Genomic DNA, 18080 nt, shown 5'->3' on the forward strand with positions numbered 1-18080 from the left:
CGCAGTAACGTCCAGACAGCTGTCCAGGACGCCGGAAGGGGCCGTCGGTGGCCTATGTCAGCACCCGCGACGGCGGCCGGGTCGCCCCCGGCGTCTCCGTGAGCGGCTGGACCAAGCGCGGCCCGCTCCTCGACCGGGCCGAGCGCACCCGCGGCGCGGCCGCGGGTGCCGATCGCGAGCGTCGAGGAGCTGCCGGCCACCGCCCGCGGACGTCAGGCGCCCACGTACTCCGCGAGGTGCGTGCCGGTCAGCGTCTGCTCCGGCGCCGCCACCAGCTCCGCGGGCGTCCCCTCGAACACCACCAGCCCGCCGTCGTGCCCGGCACCCGGCCCGAGGTCGATGATCCAGTCGGCGTGCGCCATGACCGCCTGGTGGTGCTCGATCACGATGACCGTCTTCCCGGAGTCGACCAGCCGGTCCAGCAGCCCGAGCAGCTGGTCGACGTCGGCGAGGTGCAGCCCGGTGGTCGGCTCGTCCAGCACGTAGACGCCGCCCTTCTCGGACATGTGCGTGGCCAGCTTGAGCCGCTGCCGCTCGCCGCCGGAGAGCGTGGTGAGCGGCTGGCCGAGTTTCAGATACCCGAGCCCGACGTCGGAGAGGCGGTCCAGGATCTTGTGCGCGGCGGGGGTGCGGGCATCGCCCTCGGCGAAGAACCGCTCGGCCTCGGCGACCGACATGCCGAGCACCTCGCTGATGTCGCGCCCGCCGAGCTTGTACTCCAGCACCTCGGCCATGAAGCGCTTGCCCTCGCAGGTCTCGCAGGTGGTGGCGACGCCCGCCATCATGGCGAGGTCGGTGTAGATCACCCCGGCGCCGTTGCAGGTGGGGCAGGCGCCCTCGGAGTTGGCGCTGAAGAGCGCGGGTTTCACGCCATTGGCCTTGGAGAACGCCTTGCGGATGGGATCGAGCAGGCCGGTATAGGTGGCGGGGTTGGAGCGGCGCGAGCCCTTGATGGCGGTCTGGTCGACCACCACCACGCCCTCGCGGCGGGCCAGGTTGCCGTGGATGAGCGAGCTCTTGCCGGACCCGGCCACGCCGGTGACCACGGTGAGCACCCCGGTCGGCACATCCACGTCGACGCCGCGCAGGTTGTTCTGCGTCGCGCCGCGGATCTCCAGCGCCCCGGTGGGCTTCCGCACCGTCCCCTTGAGCTGGGCCTTGTAGCCGAGGTGCTTGCCGGTGCGGGTCTCCGACGCGCGCAGCCCGGCGATATCGCCCTCGAAGCACACCGTGCCGCCCTCGGTGCCCGCGCCGGGGCCGAGGTCGACCACGTGGTCGGCGATCACGATGGTCTCCGGCTTGTGCTCGACCACGAGCACGGTGTTTCCCTTGTCCCGCAGCCGGAGCAGCAGCTCGTTCATCCGCTGGATGTCGTGCGGGTGCAGCCCGATGGTCGGCTCGTCGAAGACGTAGGTGACGTCGGTGAGCGCGGAGCCGAGGTGCCGGATCATCTTGGTGCGCTGCGCCTCGCCGCCGGAGAGCGTGCCGGAGGAGCGGTCGAGCGAGAGGTAGCCGAGCCCGATCTCGACGAAGCCGTCCAGGGTCTGGCGCAGCGTCTCCAGCAGCGGGGCCACCGAGCGGTCGTCCAGCCCGCGCACCCACTCGGCCAGGTCGCTGATCTGCATGGCGCAGGCGTCGGCGATGCTGACGCCGCCGATCTTCGACGAGCGCGCCGCCTCGCTGAGCCGGGTGCCGCCGCAGTCCGGGCAGGCGCTGAAGGTGATCGCCCGGTCCACGAAGGCGCGGATGTGCGGCTGCATGGCCTCGCGGTCCTTGGACAGGAAGGACTTCTGGATCTTCGGGATGAGCCCCTCGTAGGTGACGTTGATGCCGTCCACCTTGACCCGCACCGGCTCCTTGTAGAGCAGGTCGTTCAGCTCGCGCTTGGTGTACTTGCGGATGGGCTTGTCCGGATCGAGGAAGCCGGAGCCCATGAAGATCCGGCCGTACCAGCCCTCCATGCTGTAGCCGGGGATGGTGAGCGCCCCCTCGGCCAGCGACTTGCTGTCGTCGTAGAGCTGGGTCAGGTCGAAGTCGGAGACGTTGCCCATGCCCTCGCAGCGCGGGCACATGCCGCCGGTGACGCTGAACTCCCTGCGCTCCCGCACCTCCTGGCCGCCCGCCTTGGTCACCGTCACCGCGCCGGCCCCGCTGATCGAGGCGACATTGAAGGAGAACGCCTGCGAGCTGCCGATATGCGGCTGCCCCAGCCGGCTGAACAGGATGCGCAGCATGGCATTGGCGTCGGTCGCGGTGCCGACGGTGGAGCGCGCGTTGGCGCCCATCCGCTCCTGATCCACGATGATGGCGGTGGTGAGCCCCTCCAGCACGTCGACGTCCGGGCGCGCCAGGTTCGGCATGAAGCCCTGCACGAAGGCGCTGTAGGTCTCGTTGATCATGCGCTGCGACTCGGCGGCGATGGTGCCGAAGACCAGCGAGCTCTTGCCGGAGCCGGAGACGCCGGTGAAGACCGTCAGCCTGCGCTTCGGGATCTCGACGCTGACGTCCTTCAGGTTGTTCTCCCGCGCGCCCCTGACCCGGATCAGATCGTGGGTGTCGGCGGCGTGCGCGGTCGTAGCCGGTGTGGTGGCCGTACTCATCGATTCTCCCTCGGGGGTCGGCGCAGCTGCTGGGTGCGGACCATAGCCGCCGGGTCCGACACCGGTGGCGCGGTCGGAGGTCAGCGCAGTTGCTGGATGCGGACCATATTGCCCGCCGGGTCGCGCACGGCGCAGTCGCGCACGCCGTAGGGCTGCTCGGTGGGCTCCTGCACGATCTCCACCTCCGCGGCTGAGACCTTCGCGAAGGCGCCGTCCAGGTCCTCGGTGGCGAGCAGCACGCTGGCGTAGGTGCCCTTCGCCATCATCTCGGCGATGGTGCGCTTCTCGTCCTCGGTGACGCCGGGGTCGGCCTCCGGCGGGTACAGCACGATATTGATGCCGGGGTGCTCCACCGGGCCGATCGTGATCCAGCGCTTGCCGTTGTAGCCGACATCGTTGCGCACCTCGAAGCCGAGCGTGTCCCGGTAGAAGGCGAGCGAGGCCTCCGGATCGGTGTGCGGCAGGAAGCTCGAGTGGATGGTGATGGTCATGCGGTTCACGCTAGAGGGGCCGCGGTGACCGGCGCTTCTCGATTCCTGACCGGTCGGGTGACCCGCTTGGCCACGCAGGACGGCATGCCTGCCGTCGCGTTCCCCGCAGCTTTGCGATAGACGCTCGGCGGCACCCCGACCAGCTCGGTGAACCGGGTGCTGAAGGTGCCGAGCGAGGAGCAGCCGACGGCGAAGCAGACCTCGGTGACGCTCAGGTCGCCGCGGCGCAGCAGTGCCATGGCGCGCTCGATCCGCCTGGTCATCAGGTACGAGTACGGCGACTCCCCGTACGCCTGCCGGAAGGCGCGGCTCAGGTGCCCGGCCGACATGTGCACGCCGCGGGCGAGCGCCTCGACGTCCAGCGGGTGCTCGTACTCCCGATCGATGCGATCGCGCACCCGGCGCAGCAGCGCGAGATCGCGCAGCCGCTGGTCCGCTCCTCGGGTGCCCACGGGTGAATCGTGCCACGTCGGCGGCGGCTTGCCCAGCACCGGGAAGCAGGGTCGGGAATTGTGGGCAGTCACAGAAGGCGCCGGAAAGTGCCCGGATATGCACCAAGGGATCACATCACGACTGGTATTGACGCAACCGGATCGTTACCGTCGAGGTCGGTGTTTCCAAGCTAGGACGTTATCGAATGACTCTTTCCACGTGGCCCGATCAGGACCTCCCCCTGCTGCGCGAGGTCGCCGGCCGCATTGCCGTCGTGATCCAGGGCAGCACCGACAGCCGGCAGGCCCTTGCCGACTTCACCGAAGCGCTCCCGCACGCCGGGCAATTGGCGCGGGTGCTCATCGAGTACTCCAGCCGGTGGTTCGATCGCTCCAGCGGGGACTCGACCATGATGGGCCCGGAACTCTTCTGGACCCTCACCGAGTTCGTGCCCCCGGCACTGCCACAGAACCGGGAACAGGGCGGCACCGAGTACCACCACGTCGAGCGCACCAGGCACCTGCTGCTCATCTGCGTGCTCGAGCAGCTGGCGGTCACCCAGTTCGCCCCCTCCCAGGGTGGGGATGCCTCGACCAGGCACCGCTACGGCGACAACGCCGTCCCGGTTCTGACCTCGCGGCTGCGCAGCGCCCCCGACGTCGAAGGCACTGCTTGAGTTGAATTCGCCGCGCCTCCGCGCGGCGGGGTTCGCGGCCCTTCGGGGGCTCGTGATTCCCCACCCGCGACTCGCGCCTGCGGCGCATGCGCTGTGTTGAATTTGCCGCGCCTCCGCGCGGCGGGGTTCGCGGCCCTTCGGGGGCTCGCGATTCCCCACCCGCGACTCGCGCCTGCGGCGCATGCGCTGCGGGTGGGGAATCACGAGCCGGGCCGCGAACCGGGGGCCGTGCGTTTGCGGGCACGGGTGAGGAGCGGCGTGCCTATGCCGTGTACGACGACGCTGATCAGGACCGTCACCCCGGTGACGGTGAGGGCGTAGCCGCCCAGATCCTCGTCGAGGGCGTTGTAGGCGAGCAGGCCGAAGACGATGGTGGCGGTGCCGCGCGGGCCGAGCGCGCCGACGAGCAGCCGTTCGCGGGGCGGGAGCGGGGAGCCGAGGAGGGCGAGCAGCACCGGGCCGAGGCGGAGCACGGTCAGGGCGAGCAGGGCGAAGAGCACCAGGCCCCAGTCCAGGAGCGGCGCCGCGCCGAAGACGATGACGAAGCTCGCGCCGAAGGCGAACCACAGGATCAGCCCGGCCACCAGGCTCACGTCGTCGATCAGCTCCAGCTCGCGCTCGGCCGGCATCCGCACCGCGTCCCTGGAGCGCACCGCCTTGTAGGCGAGCCCGCAGGCGAAGGCGGCGACGAAGCCATTGGCGTGCCAGGCCACCGCGGCGGCGTAGGCGAGCAGTGGCAGCGCGACCAGCCCGATCCGGAACGCCTGCGGGTCGGTCAGCCCGCGCAGCCGCGCCCGCGTCCCCGCCCATGCCGTCACCGCGCCGATCACCAGCCCGGCGGCGACCGCCGTGCCGAACGCCGGAATCGCGTCCCGCAGCGCCACCAGCGGGTTCGCCTCCGCGCCCACCCCGGTGGCCAGCGTCAGCGCGAAGGCGAAGACCGGGGCGACGATGCCGTCGTTGTACCCGCTCTCCACCGCGACCAGGTGCCGCACCCGGGCCGGGATCCCGCGCTCCCGGACGATCTCGGCGGCGGGCGCGAAATCGATCGGCACCACGATGCAGGCGATCAGCACCAGCACGGTCACCGAGAGCTCGGGTATCAGCAACCAGCCTGCGAGCACCGCGAGCCCGATGCTCAGCGGCAGCGCGAGGAAGAGCAGCCGCGCCGCCGCCCTCGGCTCGCCGCCGAAGATCCCGCCGCGCACCTCGGTGGCGTCCACGAAGAGCAACACCGCGAGGATGATCTCCGCGGCGTGCAGCGCCACCTCGCTGTTCAGGAAGGGCGCGACATCGGCCGAGGAGAACGCCCCGAACACCGCCCCCGCGGCGACCATGGCCAGCGGGGCGTGGATCAGCCCGCGCCGCAGCAGCGTGGCGCTCAGCGACCACAGCACCACGACGCCGGTGAAGACCACCAGCACCAGGACCATGGGGTCTGATTCTGCCCCGGCCCCGGCGGGTCAGCCGCGCTCGGCGCGCCCGGCCTCCTTGCCGACGGCGTGCAGGTGGCCGATCGACTCGCGGTAGGAGGCGACGAATCCGGTGGCCCGGTAGGGCAGCCCGATCTCGGCGCAGTACGCGGCGACCAGCGGCTGCGCCCGGCGCAGGTGCGGCCGCGGCATGGAGGGGAAGAGGTGGTGCTCGACCTGGTAGTTGAGTCCGCCGAAGGCGGTGTCGAGCAGCCGCCCGCCGAGCACATTGCGCGAGGTGAGCACCTGCTTGCGCAGGTGGCCGGTGGTGTCGTCGGCGGCGAGCACCGCCATGCCCTTGTGGTTCGGGGCGAAGGTGCTGCCCATGTAGAGCCCGAAGAGCGCCTGGTGCAGCGCGACGAAGACCAGCGCCTTCACCGGCGAGAGCACCAGGAACACCAGCAGCAGGTAGCCGAGCGCGTGGCTCGCCAGCAGCACCGCCTCCCATCCCCTGTTCGGGATGGGCCAGCGCAGTACCCCGCGCCAGCTGGAGATCCGCAGGCTCAGCCCCTCCAGCGTGAGCATGGGGAAGAACAGCACGCCCTGGTGCCGCACCACGAACCGGCGGTAGCCGCGGGCCATCCGGGCGCGCGCGCCGGAGTGCGCCAGGATGCCCATGATGTCCGGGTCGGCGTCCTCGGTGTTGGGGTGCGCGTGGTGCTTGTTGTGATTGCTGGTCCACCAGCCGATGCTCACCCCGATCAGCAGGTTGCCGACCAGCGCGCCATAGACGTAGTTGGCCTTGCGGCTCGCGAAGATCTGCTTGTGCCCGGCATCGTGGCCGAGGAAGGCGAACTGCGCGAAGAGCGCCGCCAGCACGACGGCGATCCCCAGCGTCCACCAGCTGTCGCCGAGCCCGATCAGCAGCGCGTAGCAGCCGAGCAGCAACCCGACGGTCACCGCCGTGCGGGTGCTGTACTGCGGCACCGCCGGTTCCAGCAGCCCGGCCTCGCGCACCCGGCGCAGCAGCACCGCGAACTCACTGCCGCGCGCCGTCTCGGCCCGCTTCTCCGCCACCGGTCGCATCACGTCCCGCTCTCGCCGTCGTCCCTCGGCCGTTCAGCGCCAGGAAACGACAGCGATACGCCCGGCGGGGGCTCACGCGGCCACGAACCGGCGACCGGTGCATGAACAATAGCGTGCGGCCGGTCACATCACCGCCCTGGCTCCGCCCCCTCGATGAGCGCCACCCTGGCCAGCACCTGTTCGGCCATCTTCACGTGCGCCGCGTCCACCAGCACCCCGCCGACGCCGACCGCGCCGCGCCCCGCCGCCTCGGCCTCCCGGTACGCCTTCATGTTCCGCTCGGCCAGCGCGACCTCCTCCGGCGTCGGCGAGTAGACGGCGTTGGCGATCGGCACCTGCACCGGGTGGATGGCCCACTTGCCGGTATAGCCGAGCAGCGCTGCGCGCTTGGCGTCGCGCTCGTACCCCTCGGTATTGCCGTAGTCCGGGAAGGGGGCGTCGATGGCGTCGATCCCGGCGATCCGCGCCGCGACGATGACCTTGGCCCGCGCGTAGTGCCAGAAGTCGCCGGGGTAGTCGCCGAGCGGCTCGAAGTTGGTGTCCACCCGGGCGCCCTGCGAGAGCGAGAAGTCGCCGACGCCGAAGATGATGGCGTCCACCCGCGGGCTGGCGGTGGCGATGGCCTCGGCATTGGCCAGCCCCTCGACCTCCTCGATCAGCACCTCGAGCCGGATCTGCCGCTCCAGCCCCAGTTTCAGCTCCAGCTGGGTGAGCAGCACGTCCACCCACCAGACGTCCCTGGCCGTCTTCGCCTTGGGCACCACGATGGTGTCCAGGTTGCGCCCGGCCCTGGTGACCACCTCGATGATGTCGTCGTGGCACCACTCGGTGTCGAGGCCGTTGATCCGGATGGCGCGCGCGGTGCGGCCCCAGTCCAGCTCGTTGAGCGCGGTGATCGCCTTCTCCCGCGACCCCTCCTTGAGGCTCACCGGGGTGGCGTCCTCCAGGTCGAGGAAGACCAGGTCGGCGCCGAGCGTCACGGCCTTGGCGAACATGTGGTCGTTGCAGGCGGGCAGCGCCAGCTCCGAGCGGCGGAGCAGCTTCGTCATGGAAAAGGGTTCCTTCCGTGGGATTCAGAGCACGCCGCGGGCGCGCAGCGCGGCCAGCTCGGCCGCGCCGAGCCCGAGCAGCTCGCCGTAGACGGCGGCATTGTGCTCGCCGAGCCGGGGGCCGAGGTGGACCACCTCGCCGCGGGTCCCGGAGAACCGCGCGACCGGGGCCTGCACCGTGACGGTGCCCAGCTCGGCGTCCTCGACCGGGACGAAGACCTCGCGGTGCTTCATCTGGTCGTCGGTCACCAGATCGGCGATGTCGTAGACCGGGGCGGCGGCCACCTCGAACTCGTCGAAGACCGCCATGGCCTCGGCGAGCGTGTGCGCCGAGACCCACTCGGCCACCGCGGCATCCACCTCGGCGGCCCTGGCGAGTCGGCGCTGCGGATCGGCGAAGTCGGCGTCGGCCACCAGATCGGCGCGGCCGATGGCCCGGAAGACCCGCAGCGCCAGCGCGGGCGAGCTGCCGGACATGGCGAGCCAGCGCCCGTCCGCGGTGCGGTAGGTATTGCGCGGGGCCGAGATGTCCCAGCGGTTCCCCGCCCGCTCGGGGACCAGCCCGAGCTGATCGTAGGAGAGCAGGGTCTGCTCCAGCAGCCGGGCCAGCGGGTCGATCAGGTTGATATCGATGAGCTGGCCCGGCCCGCCGTGCACGTCGCGGTGGTAGAGCGCCATGGCGACCGCGTAGGCGGCGTTCAGCGAGGCGACGCCGTCGGCCAGCATGAACGGCGGCAGCGTCGGCGGCCCCGCGGCCTCGCCGGTGAGGTGCGCGAAGCCGCTCATGGCCTCGCCGAGCGTGCCGAAGCCGGGGCGCTCGCTCTTCGGGCCGGTGAGCCCGAAGCCGGTGATGTGCAGCATGATGATCGCCGGGTTCACCGCACGCAGGCTCTCGTAGTCGAGCCCCCAGCGCTCCAGCGTGCGCACCCTGGTGTTCGCGACCACGACGTCGGCCTGCCGGGCCAGCCGCCGCAGCAGCTCCTGCCCCGCCGCCTGGCGCAGGTCGAGGGTGACCGACTTCTTGTTGCGCGACACCGACTTCCACATGAGCCCGACGCCGTCGCGCTGGTGCCCCCATGACCGGATCGGGTCGCCGCCGTTCGGCTGCTCCACCTTGATCACCTCGGCGCCGAACTCGCCCAGGTAGGTGGCGGCCAGCGGCGCGGCGGCCAGCGTGGCCATGTCGAGTACCCGGATGCCGTCCAGCATGGCACGGCCCGCCGCCGTCATCTACACGCTCGTTCCGGCGACCGTGCGGGACGCGCTCGGAATCGGCAGCCCCAGGTGCTCGCGCAGCGTGCTGCCCTCGTACTTCGTCCGGAAGAGCCCGGCGCGCTGCAGGTGCGGCACCACCATCCGGGTGACGTCCTCGAAGGCGCCGGGCATGTGCGTGGCGGCGAGCACGAAGCCGTCGCAGGCCTCGCCGTGGAACCACTCCGCCATCTGCTCGGCCACCTGCGCGCCGGTGCCGACGAAGCGCGGCCCCTGCAGCAGTGTGGCCCGGTGCCCGGCCAGGTCGCGCAGGGTGACCGTGCGGCCGAGGTGCTCGCGCAGGTTCTGCACCAGGCCGCGGATGCCGGAGACCGAGGCGATGAGCTCGTCGGTGACCGGGTCGTCGATGCCGTGCCGGGCGAAGTCGTAGTTCATGAGCTCGGAGAGCAGCGTGAGCGAGGCCATCGGGTGCACCAGCTCGTGCAGCAGCATCTCCTCGCGCTCGCGCGCGTGCGACTCGGTCTCGCCGACCACCGCGTAGGCCATGGGACAGATCTTCACCGCGCGCGGATCCCGCCCGGCCGCGTCGATCCGCGCCTTCTGGTCGGCGTAGTGCGACTTCGCCACCTCCAGCCCGGGGTCGCCGGTGAAGATGAGCTCGGCCCAGCGCGAGGCGAAGTCGCGGCCGCGCCCGGACGAGCCCGCCTGGATCACCACCGGCCGCCCCTGCGGGGTGCGCGGCACGGTGAGCGGGCCGCGGGACGAGAAGAAGCGGCCGCTGTGGTTCAGCTCGTGCACCTTCGAGGGGTCGGCGAAATCGCCGGTGCGGTCGTGCAGCAGCGCGCCCTCCTCCCAGGTGTCCCAGAGCCCGGCGACCACCTCGAGGAACTCGTCGGCGCGGTCGTAGCGCTCGTCGTGACCCAGGTGCGCCTCGACGCCGAAGTTCTGCGCCTCGCTGTCGTTCACCGAGGTCACCACGTTCCAGGCGGCCCTGCCCCCGGAGAGGTGGTCCAGTGTGGCGAAGGTGCGGGCCACGTGGAACGGCGGGTAGTAGGTGGTGGAGTAGGTGGCGCCGAGCCCGATCTTCGAGGTGGCCTGGGCCAGCACGCCGAGCACCACGCTCAGGTCCAGCTTCACCGGGCGGGCGCCGTAGCGCACCGCCTCGGCCACCGAGCCGCCGTAGATGCCCGGCATGGCCAGCCGGTCGTCGAAGAACATGAGGTCGAAGCAGCCCTCCTCGAGCTGCCTGCCGACCTTCGCGTAGTAGGACGCGTCCAGGTACCCGTGCTCGGTGGCCGGGTGCCGCCACGACCCCGAGTAGACCGAGGTACTGCCCGCCTGCATGAATGCGACCAGCGTCATCCGGTCGTCTCGCTTCGCTGTCATGCAGGGAATTTAACATCTGATATATCAGATGCCAACCCCTACATGCGTTCATTGCTACACTCCGGCGCATGGCAGGAACGGTCGACATCGCGGGCACCGTGCGGGAACGGGCGGCGCGGGAGCTGCGCGACCGCATCATCACCGGGGTCATGGCGCCGGGGTCGCGGATCGACCTGGACGCCATCACCGAGGAGTTCGCCACCTCCCGCACCCCCGTGCGCGAGGCGCTGCTCGAGCTCTCCTTCGAGGGGCTGGTGCGGGTCGCGCCGCGCAGCGGCATCACCGTGATCGGGATCGGCGCCGACGACGTGCGCGACAGCTTCACCCTGCTCGGCGTGCTCACCGGGCAGGCGGCGGCCTGGGCCGCCGAGCGCAGCACCGCGGCCGAGCTGGCGCAGCTGCGCGAGCTGGCGGCGGCGGTGGCGGCGCGCTCCGGCGACGACGCCATCGGCGAGGCGAACTGGAAGTTCCACCAGGCCATCCACCGGGCCGCGCACTCCCCCCGGCTGCTCACCCAGATCAAGCAGGCGGCGCGGGTGGTGCCGACCAATTTCCTGCGGCTCTTCCCCGACCACGAGAAGCACTCGCTGCACGAGCACGACGAGCTGCTCGACGCGCTGGAGGCGCGAGATCCCGAGGCCGCCAGGCGAATCGCCGAGCGGCACGTGCTGGAGGCCGGGATCTCGCTTGCGGCCTGGCTGGAGAACGGCGGCGCGGGCAGCTGAGCCGGGTCAGCCGCAGGCGACCTCGACCCGGCCGGCTACCCGGCACCGCGAGGGCACCGGCCCGGAGTCAGGCGGCGGGGGCCTGGAGGATGCCGAGCACCCGCTTGGCGGCGGCGTTGAACCGGCCCAGGTTGACCGTCGGCGCGCTGGTTACCACCAGCAGTAGCGTCGAGCTGAGCGGGAAGACGCCGACGCAGCCGCGGTCGGCCTCGAAGACCGCGGACTGCAGCCTGCCCTGGGCCACCAGGCTGGTGAAGTGATCACCGATGCCGATGGCCGCGGCGGCCATGGCCGAGCTGCGCATGGCGATCGAATCGCCGTGCGTCATCTGCCCCGACACGTCGTCGGCCGCGACCACGAGCCCGTCCCGGCTGGTCATCACGGCGTGCTCGACGTCGGCGATCTCCTCGCAGGCGCGCTGCAGCAGCTCGCCGACGGCACGGGGGTCGCCGAGCGCGATCTCGCGCCGGTCGTACGCACGGCTCACAGCCGGATCGCCTGCTCGATCCGGCGCAGCTGGTGGCGGGCCAGGGCCAGGTTGCCGCGCGCCTTGTCCAGTGCCAGGTAGAGGAACAGCTCCTCGCCGTCGTTCCGGATCAGCGGCATGATCAGGTGGTACTGCGCGCCGAGGGTGACCAGGATGTCCTGCACGCTGTCACCGAGCTGTAGCGCCTCGACCGCGCGCAGCTTGGCGCGCAGCACCTCGGTGTTCAGCGCGCCCGCCATCTCCAGGTCGAACAGCTGGTTGCCGCCCTGCTTGCCAAGCAGCATCCCGCTGCGCATGTCGACGAGGGCGATGCCGATGGCGCCGTCCACGCTCATGCCGTCCCGGAGGGCGTCGTCGAGCTTCATATCTGGTGCACTCCTGAATCCCGGCGCCTGCGTCATCTCCGGGCGCCTGCGGTGGGACAGTCTCGGTACCGCCCGAAGGGCGCGCTCGTCATCGATCATGGCTGGGAACGCGCCTCCGTGCGGGCGTCATGATTGGGGGCATTAACTCAGAAACCGGTCGGTTCTCCTGAGCAGCGACAGCTTAGCAACGACCTTCAGGTTGGTCGATACTTCAAAAACTTGACTTACGGTCTGAAAATAGTCCTTTTAATTGAGTCGAAGCCCACGATAGCAGGGTGGTGGCACAGCTATGCCAACCCGTTTACCAGGGGCTTCATACGCGCAGGTCAGCATACTTTCCCATTTTGCGAAGCAGGTGAACGTGGCGATTAGGACGTGATGCCGATCACAAAAGATGCCCATAGGGCATATTATTCCTGCGTTGTTGCAGGAAATTAGCTGGTCGAATGCCCAGGAAGTCCGGCGACTACGCGGGAATCGGCGAATTCCAGCCCAGCGCGGGGGCGACCAGCTCGACCGCGTCGTGCAGGATCTGCTCGTACTCGGCGCGGTGGAATTCGTAGGGCAGCTCCAGCCGCAGCTCGGCGGTCTCGGCCAGCCGGTCGACGAGCCCGGGGCTGTGCGGCTGCAGCCGCGGGCGCTGGGTGTTGCCCGGCGAGTGGATCACGGTGTCCGGGCCGCCGAGGTAGTCGCCGCGCAGATTCTCGGCGAGCCGCTCGATCCTGGTGTGGGACAGGTCGTAGGCGCGCCAGTCGCCGTCGAAGCCGAGCCGCTCGCCGTACTCGAAGAGCTGGAGCGTGTCCTCCAGCCCGGTGTAGGGGTCGTAGTCGGCGAAGTTGCCCGGGGTGAGGAAGGCGAGGGTCGCGATACGAGGAGCCACCTGCCAGGCAACCCGCAGGAGGCGGTCGACGCCACGGTTGCGTTCGGCGGGAACGCAACCCTTACGCTCCGTCACCCGCGAGGCTGAGCGACCGTCCGCGGATGTCCGCCGAACGAGTGACGACCGCGGGGGTGGCTGCGCCTACGATGCATGGCGGACGAGGCATTCGAAACGGGAGGTTCGAGGCGATGGACGGCGGCACTTCGGCGCTGCACCGGGCGGTGGACGCGGCCGCCCGCGGCGACGGGGACGCGCTCGGCGCGCTGCTCGAGCAGGTGCGCCCCTTCGTGACCAGGTACTGCCGGGCCCGGCTCGGCACCGGCCCCGCGGACGCCGTCGCCACCGGCATCTGCGCCGACCTGCTCACCGCCCTGCCCCGCTTCCGCGAATCCGGCGGCTCCTTCCTCGCCTTCGCCTACCGCATCGCCTCGCGCACCGTCGCCGACGTGCTGCGCCGCCGGGGTGCGAGCAGCCCGGAACCCCTGGGGGAACTCCCGGAGTCGCAGCGCGAGGTGCTGGTGCTGCGGCTGGTGCTCGGGCTCTCCGCCGACGAGACCGCCAGAGCGCTGCACACCACCATCGGCGTGGTCCGGGTCACCCAGCACCGGGCGCTGGACACCCTCCGGACCACGCTCGCGGCCTGAGGGGCTCAGCGGGGACCGAACTCCGGCGGCTCGAAGGCGCGCACCGGCGGCGGGGTGCCGGTGAACTTCTCGACCTGGACCAGGCAGCTGTTCGGCGACGGCCCCTGGGCCAGCGGGCTGGTGCCGATATCGGGGGTGACGACATTCGGATTGCCGTGCCGCTCCAGGCCGAGCGCGTCGTCGGGGTCGAACCAGGCGCCGGTGGCGATCTGGGCGACGCCGGGGAGCAGGGCGTCGGCGGTGGCGACACCGGCGAGGAAGGCGCCGCGGTCGTTGAACACGCGGGCGAGGTCGCCGTCGCGGAGGCCGCGGGCGGCGGCGTCGGCGGGGTGCAGCCGCAGCGGTTCGCGGCCGGAGATCTTGGCGCCCCGGCTGGTGGGGCCGTTGTCGAGCTGGCTGTGCAGGCGGGTGGCGGGCTGGTTGGAGAGCAGGTGCAGGGGGAAGCGCTCGGCGGCGGGGGCGCCGAGCCATTCGCGGTCCGGGTACCAGGCGGGGTGGCCGAGCAGGTCGCCCGCGTCGGCGATGGCGCGGGAGTAGATCTCGATCCGGCCGGAGGGGGTGCGCAGCGGGTGCCGCTCGGGGTCGGCGCGAAAGAGTTCGAGGTCGTGTTCGCGCTCGGGGAGCTGGGGGCGCAGGTCGAGCGGCGGGCCGGCGCGGAAGTCGCGGTAGGCGGGGAGCTCGATGCCCGCCGCGGCGGCGTCGGATCGGGTTGTCTCCCAGACGTGTTCGACCCACTCGGCGGTGCCGCGGCGCTCGGTGAAGGCGGCGCCGAAGCCGAGCCGCTCGGCCAGCGCGGCGAGCACGGCGTGGTCGTCGCGGGCCGCGCCGTAGGGCTCGAAGACCCGGTGCATGGGGGTGAGCCAGTGGTCGCTGCTGCTGCCGGCGAAATCCTCGCGCTCCAGCGCGGTGGTGACCGGGAAGACGATGTCGGCGTGTTTGGCGGTGGCGGTCCAGCTGTGCTCGTTGACGATCACGGTGCCGGGGCGGGTCCAGGCGCGGCGCAGCCGGTTCAGGTCCTGGTGGTGGTGGAAGGGGTTGCCGCCCGCCCAGTAGATCAGCTCGATCGCCGGGTAGAGGCGGTCGGCGCCGTTGTAGCGGTAGGTCTCCCCCGGCCGCTCCAGAAGCTCGGTGATGCGGGAAACGGGGACGGTCTCCGGCACCGGATTCGGCCCCTGCCCAATGGTGCCGATCCGGAAGGGCGGCACCCGGCGCTGCAGCGTGGTCCCCTTGCCGACGCCGGACCCCATCTGCACGCCGCCGCCGGGCAGCCCGATGTACCCGAGCGCGGCGGCGAGCGCCCAGGCGGCCCAGTACACCTGCTCGCCGTGCCCGGCGCGCTGCACCGCGTAGGAGAGCCCGATCAGGCTGCGCCCGGCGGCGAGTTGCCGTGCCAGTGCGCGGATCTCGGAGGCGGGCACGCCGGAGAGCCCGGCCGCCCATTCGGGCGTCTTCGGCACCCCGTCGGCGCCGCGGACGTAGCGCGCGAACTCGTCGAAGCCGGTGGTGTAGCGGGCCAGGAAGGCGTCGTCCTGCAAATCGTCGGCGAGCACCGTGTGGACCAGCGCGAGCAGCACCGGCACATCGGCATTGGGGCGGCAGGGCAGCCAGCGGGCGCCGACCGCGGCGTCCACGTCGTCCCGGATCGGCCCGACGTGCACGATCCGAACCCCGGCCGCGGCCAGCTCGGCGAGGTGGCCGCGGTCGTCGTGCGCGCCGAGCCCGCCCGGGTTCACCTGGGTATTGCGGCTCGCCGCGCCGCCGAAGAGCACCAGGGTGCGGCAGTGCTCGGCCACCTCGGCGGTGGTCGGCGCCTGCTTGCCCGCGTAGTAGGCGTTCAGGCCGATGATGTGCGGCACGATCACCTCGGCCGCGGCGAAGGAGTAGGTGTCGACCGAGTCGGTGTAGCCGCCCGCCAGCCGCAGGAAGCGGTGCAGCTGCCCCTGCGCGTGGTGGAAGCGGCCCGCGCTGGCCCAGCCGTAGGAGCCGCCGTAAATCGCGCTGTTGCCGTGCGCGGCAATGGTGTCGCGCAGTGCGGCGGCCGCGAGGTCGAGCGCCTCGTCCCACTCGACCTCCACGAACGGCTCGCGGCCGCGGCCGGAGCGATCCCGGTCGCGCAGGTAGCCGCGCCGGACCGCGGGGCGCGCGATGCGCACCCCGGGATCCCGTGCCCCGGCCAGCGAGCGCCCGATCGGCGACGGCTCGGGGTCGGTGCCCGCGGGCCGCACCGTGATCCCGCCGTCCGGCGCGGCGCCGACCAGATAGTTGCCCCAGTGCGTCGCGGTGAGCCGTGGCTCCGGCATGTGCTCCCCCTCGGGTGCTGGCGAAACCACGAGATTACCGGCGGTCAGGGCAGGACCGAGCAGGCGATCCCCAGGTCGATGCCGGTGCCGACCTGGACCCGCACCGACTGCTCGCTGCCGATCTGCACCGCGTGCAGGGTGTGCGCGCCGCGCTCGTGCGGGGTCCAGATGGCGGTGGCGAGCCCGCTCGGCCCGACCGGGATGGCCCACGGCGGATCGAACGAGCCCTGCTGGCTGTCGTAGAAGCTCACGTACTCGCCGGGCGCCGCGTTCGCCGTGACGGTGTAGGCGCAGCCCGTGCCGTACGGCGTCGAGCTGCCGCTGGAGACCCCCGGTTCCACGGTGATGCCGGTGATCTCGGCCCCCGCGGGTGCGGCCGCCACCGCCAGTACCGCCGCCGCCACTACCCCTGCCGTGCACAGTGCCCGCATCGCTGTCCTTCCGTCGCGCTCTCCCCCAGGGTGCCCGCGCGCACCCCCGCCCGAAACGCCGTTACCCGATCCGCACCGGCACCCGCGTCCACCCCGCGACGCTGGTCTCCCGCGACCGCCGCAGCCCGGCCGGGTCGACGCTGAACGTCGGCATGGCCTCGACCATGGCCTCCAGCCCGATTCGCCCCTCCAGCCGGGCCAGCGCGGCGCCGAGGCAGCGGTGGATGCCGTAGCCGAAGCCGAGGTTGTTGCCGCTGAACGCCCGCGTGATGTCGAAGCGCTCGGCCTCCGGGATCGAGCGGGGATCGCGGGTGGCCGAGGCGAGCAGCATGAGCACCGGGCTGTGCGCCGGAATCGTGCGGCCGTGCAGCTCGACATCGCGCAGCGTGTACCGCACGTCGTACTGCACCGGCCCCTCGTACCGCAGCACCTCCTCGAAGGCGCCCGCCAGCAGCGAGCGGTCCGCGCGCAGCGCCCGCCACTGCTCCGGGTGCGCGCCGAAGAGCACCGCCGCGCTGCCGAGCAGCTTGGCGACGGTCTCCGCCCCCGCCCCGGCCAGCAGCGAGATGAACCCGAGGATCTCGCGATCGGTGAGCCGGGTCGCGGCGCCCTCCTCGCGATCCACCTCGACCTCGATCAACCGGCTGATCATGTCGTCCTGCGGCCGGGCCCGGCGCTCGGCGATCAGCGCGGCGTAGTACCCGGTGCTGGCCTGCGACGCCTCCCGCCCCGCCGCGCTCATCCCGATCTGCCCAGGCTCGCGCTCCAGCGGAATCGCCAGCCACTGCCGCAGCTGCGGCCGATCCGCCTTCGGCACCCCGAGCATGGTGGTGATGACCTCGAGCGGGAAGAGGTTCGAGTAGTCGGCGACCACGTCCACCGCGCCGCCGCGCAGCCCGTCGGCGAAGGCGCGCACGGTCTCCCGGATCATGGGTTCCAGCCCGGCGATGGCGCGCGGCGTGAAGACCGCGCTCACCAGCTTGCGCATCCGGGTGTGCTCCGGCGGGTCCATCATGATGATCATGGGTATCCGCTGCTCCGGCGGCTCCGGGGCGAGCACCTGCTCCAGGGTGACCCCGCGGCCCGAGGAGTAGGTGTCGAAGTCCTTCATGCCCGGCAGCACGTCGGCGTAGCGGGAGAGCGCCCAGAAGCCGTAGCGGGCGCTGTGGTAGACCGGCGCGTCGGCGCGCAGCCGGCGGTAGACGGCCTGTGGGTCGTCGTGGAACGCGGCGGAGAAGGGATCGAAATCGATGGCGTCGTCGGCGACGAGCGAGTGATTCATGGCATACCTCTTGTCTGTCCAGCCGTCGCCAGGATTACACTTATTACAGATTCCGTAAAGGTTGTAAAGTGCCCTCGATTTCCCCCTCCGACCACGACACCCGAACCCGCATCCTCCGGGCAACCTTCGAGGTGCTCTCCCGCAAGGGCCACGGCAAGCTGAACCTCTCCGAGGTCGCCGCGCAGGCCAGAGTCTCGCGCCCGACGCTGTACCGCTTCTTCGGCTCCAAGGCCGAGCTGCTCGCCGCGTTCGGCGAGTACGAGACGAGCAACATCGAGGCGGGGCTCCGGCTCGTCACCGATGGGCTGGAAGGGCCCGCCCGGCTGGACGCGGTGCTGCGCTACATGGTCGAGCACCACGGCGAGTACTCGCTGAGCCGCCTGGTCGACATCGAGCCGGACTACGTGCTCGTCCAGCTGGAGCGGGTGGTCCCGATCCTGCGGCGGCTGCTCGAACCGCTGGTCACGCGGGGCGATCCGCGGATCGTCGCGGGCACGCTGGTGCGGCTGGCGGTCGCGCACTACCTGGTCGGCGGCGACGACCGGGCGGAGTTCCTGGCCCAGCTGCGGCAGGCGGCGGGGCTCGCCGAGCCCTGAAACCGCCTATCGCCCCATCGAAACCG

General features: G+C 71.4%; 18 protein-coding genes. 4 read left to right on the forward strand and 14 right to left on the reverse strand.

The features are described from left to right. Window positions 1–212 precede the first annotated feature (212 nt). From NH2_RS22590 to NH2_RS22600, 3 genes are all read right to left on the reverse strand, one after another. The gene (locus NH2_RS22590) at window positions 213–2600 is read right to left on the reverse strand and encodes an ATP-binding cassette domain-containing protein (RefSeq protein ID WP_067657923.1); all 2388 of its coding nucleotides are present in this window, start codon (window positions 2598–2600) and stop codon (window positions 213–215) included. Between the two features lie 80 nt (window positions 2601–2680). Then, the gene (locus NH2_RS22595) at window positions 2681–3091 is read right to left on the reverse strand and encodes a VOC family protein (RefSeq protein WP_067658218.1); all 411 of its coding nucleotides are present in this window, start codon (window positions 3089–3091) and stop codon (window positions 2681–2683) included. Between the two features lie 5 nt (window positions 3092–3096). Continuing rightward, window positions 3097–3543 (reverse strand): helix-turn-helix transcriptional regulator, encoded by a 447-nt coding sequence (locus NH2_RS22600; RefSeq protein WP_067657926.1) that lies wholly within the window; start codon window positions 3541–3543, stop codon window positions 3097–3099. Window positions 3544–3728: 185 nt separating this feature from the next. On the opposite strand from NH2_RS22600, the gene NH2_RS22605 reads away from it, so the two are divergent. After that, window positions 3729–4199 (forward strand): hypothetical protein, encoded by a 471-nt coding sequence (locus NH2_RS22605; RefSeq protein WP_067657928.1) that lies wholly within the window; start codon window positions 3729–3731, stop codon window positions 4197–4199. 200 nt (window positions 4200–4399) lie between these two features. On the opposite strand, the gene NH2_RS22610 is transcribed toward NH2_RS22605, so the two are convergent. The 5 genes from NH2_RS22610 to NH2_RS22630 all read right to left on the reverse strand — a co-directional run bounded on the left by NH2_RS22610 (window position 4400) and on the right by NH2_RS22630 (window position 10344). After that, complete coding sequence (locus NH2_RS22610) at window positions 4400–5632, reverse strand: cation:proton antiporter domain-containing protein (protein WP_067657930.1); 1233 nt, start codon at window positions 5630–5632, stop codon at window positions 4400–4402. A 30-nt stretch (window positions 5633–5662) separates the two neighbouring features. After that, window positions 5663–6697, reverse strand: a complete 1035-nt coding sequence (locus NH2_RS22615) for a fatty acid desaturase family protein (protein WP_067657932.1) — start codon at window positions 6695–6697, stop codon at window positions 5663–5665. Between the two features lie 128 nt (window positions 6698–6825). Beyond that, window positions 6826–7746, reverse strand: coding sequence for an HpcH/HpaI aldolase/citrate lyase family protein (locus NH2_RS22620; RefSeq protein ID WP_067657935.1), 921 nt, complete (start codon window positions 7744–7746; stop codon window positions 6826–6828). A 24-nt stretch (window positions 7747–7770) separates the two neighbouring features. Further along, complete coding sequence (locus tag NH2_RS22625) at window positions 7771–8955, reverse strand: CaiB/BaiF CoA transferase family protein (RefSeq protein WP_067658221.1); 1185 nt, start codon at window positions 8953–8955, stop codon at window positions 7771–7773. A 21-nt stretch (window positions 8956–8976) separates the two neighbouring features. Continuing rightward, window positions 8977–10344 (reverse strand): LLM class flavin-dependent oxidoreductase, encoded by a 1368-nt coding sequence (locus tag NH2_RS22630; protein WP_067657938.1) that lies wholly within the window; start codon window positions 10342–10344, stop codon window positions 8977–8979. Window positions 10345–10412: 68 nt separating this feature from the next. On the opposite strand from NH2_RS22630, the gene NH2_RS22635 reads away from it, so the two are divergent. After that, on the forward strand, window positions 10413–11069 hold the full coding sequence (locus tag NH2_RS22635; protein WP_067657941.1) for a GntR family transcriptional regulator: 657 nt from the start codon (window positions 10413–10415) through the stop codon (window positions 11067–11069). A gap of 67 nt (window positions 11070–11136) precedes the next feature. On the opposite strand, the gene NH2_RS22640 is transcribed toward NH2_RS22635, so the two are convergent. The 3 genes from NH2_RS22640 to NH2_RS22650 form a co-directional block, all read right to left on the reverse strand. Beyond that, window positions 11137–11556: a roadblock/LC7 domain-containing protein gene (locus NH2_RS22640; protein WP_067657944.1), complete on the reverse strand. Its 420-nt coding sequence runs from the start codon at window positions 11554–11556 to the stop codon at window positions 11137–11139. Further along, a complete protein-coding gene (locus tag NH2_RS22645; RefSeq protein ID WP_067657947.1) occupies window positions 11553–11921 on the reverse strand; it encodes a hypothetical protein in 369 nt (122 codons plus the stop codon). The genes NH2_RS22640 and NH2_RS22645 overlap by 4 nt, the downstream gene beginning before the upstream one ends. Before the next feature lie 466 nt (window positions 11922–12387). Continuing rightward, entirely contained in the window at window positions 12388–12801 is a 414-nt protein-coding gene (locus tag NH2_RS22650) for a hypothetical protein (RefSeq protein ID WP_067657950.1), read from the reverse strand. A gap of 188 nt (window positions 12802–12989) precedes the next feature. Between NH2_RS22650 and NH2_RS22655 the strand changes: the two genes are divergently transcribed. After that, a complete protein-coding gene (locus tag NH2_RS22655) occupies window positions 12990–13445 on the forward strand; it encodes a sigma factor (RefSeq protein ID WP_067657952.1) in 456 nt (151 codons plus the stop codon). Window positions 13446–13450: 5 nt separating this feature from the next. On the opposite strand, the gene NH2_RS22660 is transcribed toward NH2_RS22655, so the two are convergent. The 3 genes from NH2_RS22660 to NH2_RS22670 all read right to left on the reverse strand — a co-directional run bounded on the left by NH2_RS22660 (window position 13451) and on the right by NH2_RS22670 (window position 17458). After that, entirely contained in the window at window positions 13451–15745 is a 2295-nt protein-coding gene (locus NH2_RS22660) for a molybdopterin-dependent oxidoreductase (RefSeq protein WP_084505779.1), read from the reverse strand. A 44-nt stretch (window positions 15746–15789) separates the two neighbouring features. After that, the gene (locus tag NH2_RS22665) at window positions 15790–16176 is read right to left on the reverse strand and encodes a hypothetical protein (protein WP_157103917.1); all 387 of its coding nucleotides are present in this window, start codon (window positions 16174–16176) and stop codon (window positions 15790–15792) included. 61 nt (window positions 16177–16237) lie between these two features. Then, window positions 16238–17458 (reverse strand): cytochrome P450, encoded by a 1221-nt coding sequence (locus NH2_RS22670; RefSeq protein ID WP_067657956.1) that lies wholly within the window; start codon window positions 17456–17458, stop codon window positions 16238–16240. Between the two features lie 68 nt (window positions 17459–17526). Between NH2_RS22670 and NH2_RS22675 the strand changes: the two genes are divergently transcribed. After that, window positions 17527–18054, forward strand: coding sequence for a TetR/AcrR family transcriptional regulator (locus NH2_RS22675; RefSeq protein WP_067657959.1), 528 nt, complete (start codon window positions 17527–17529; stop codon window positions 18052–18054). Window positions 18055–18080: the final 26 nt, after the last annotated feature.

Source organism: Nocardia harenae NBRC 108248, from assembly GCF_001612885.1.
In the GTDB taxonomy this organism is placed as follows: Bacteria; Actinomycetota; Actinomycetes; order Mycobacteriales; family Mycobacteriaceae; genus Nocardia; species Nocardia harenae.

Bases quoted from the DNA above. Each gene is read 5' to 3' on its own strand.
- NH2_RS22635 (WP_067657941.1), top strand. From the start codon at position 10,413: ATGGCAGGAACGGTCGACATCGCGGGCACCGTGCGGGAACGGGCGGCG.
- NH2_RS22605 (WP_067657928.1), top strand. From the start codon at position 3,729: ATGACTCTTTCCACGTGGCCCGATCAGGACCTCCCCCTGCTGCGCGAG.
- NH2_RS22645 (WP_067657947.1), bottom strand. From the start codon at position 11,921: ATGAAGCTCGACGACGCCCTCCGGGACGGCATGAGCGTGGACGGCGCC.
- NH2_RS22625 (WP_067658221.1), bottom strand. From the start codon at position 8,955: ATGCTGGACGGCATCCGGGTACTCGACATGGCCACGCTGGCCGCCGCG.
- NH2_RS22615 (WP_067657932.1), bottom strand. From the start codon at position 6,697: ATGCGACCGGTGGCGGAGAAGCGGGCCGAGACGGCGCGCGGCAGTGAG.
- NH2_RS22660 (WP_084505779.1), bottom strand. From the start codon at position 15,745: ATGCCGGAGCCACGGCTCACCGCGACGCACTGGGGCAACTATCTGGTC.
- NH2_RS22610 (WP_067657930.1), bottom strand. From the start codon at position 5,632: ATGGTCCTGGTGCTGGTGGTCTTCACCGGCGTCGTGGTGCTGTGGTCG.
- NH2_RS22620 (WP_067657935.1), bottom strand. From the start codon at position 7,746: ATGACGAAGCTGCTCCGCCGCTCGGAGCTGGCGCTGCCCGCCTGCAAC.
- NH2_RS22665 (WP_157103917.1), bottom strand. From the start codon at position 16,176: ATGCGGGCACTGTGCACGGCAGGGGTAGTGGCGGCGGCGGTACTGGCG.
- NH2_RS22655 (WP_067657952.1), top strand. From the start codon at position 12,990: ATGGACGGCGGCACTTCGGCGCTGCACCGGGCGGTGGACGCGGCCGCC.
- NH2_RS22590 (WP_067657923.1), bottom strand. From the start codon at position 2,600: ATGAGTACGGCCACCACACCGGCTACGACCGCGCACGCCGCCGACACC.
- NH2_RS22670 (WP_067657956.1), bottom strand. From the start codon at position 17,458: ATGAATCACTCGCTCGTCGCCGACGACGCCATCGATTTCGATCCCTTC.
- NH2_RS22630 (WP_067657938.1), bottom strand. From the start codon at position 10,344: ATGACAGCGAAGCGAGACGACCGGATGACGCTGGTCGCATTCATGCAG.
- NH2_RS22595 (WP_067658218.1), bottom strand. From the start codon at position 3,091: ATGACCATCACCATCCACTCGAGCTTCCTGCCGCACACCGATCCGGAG.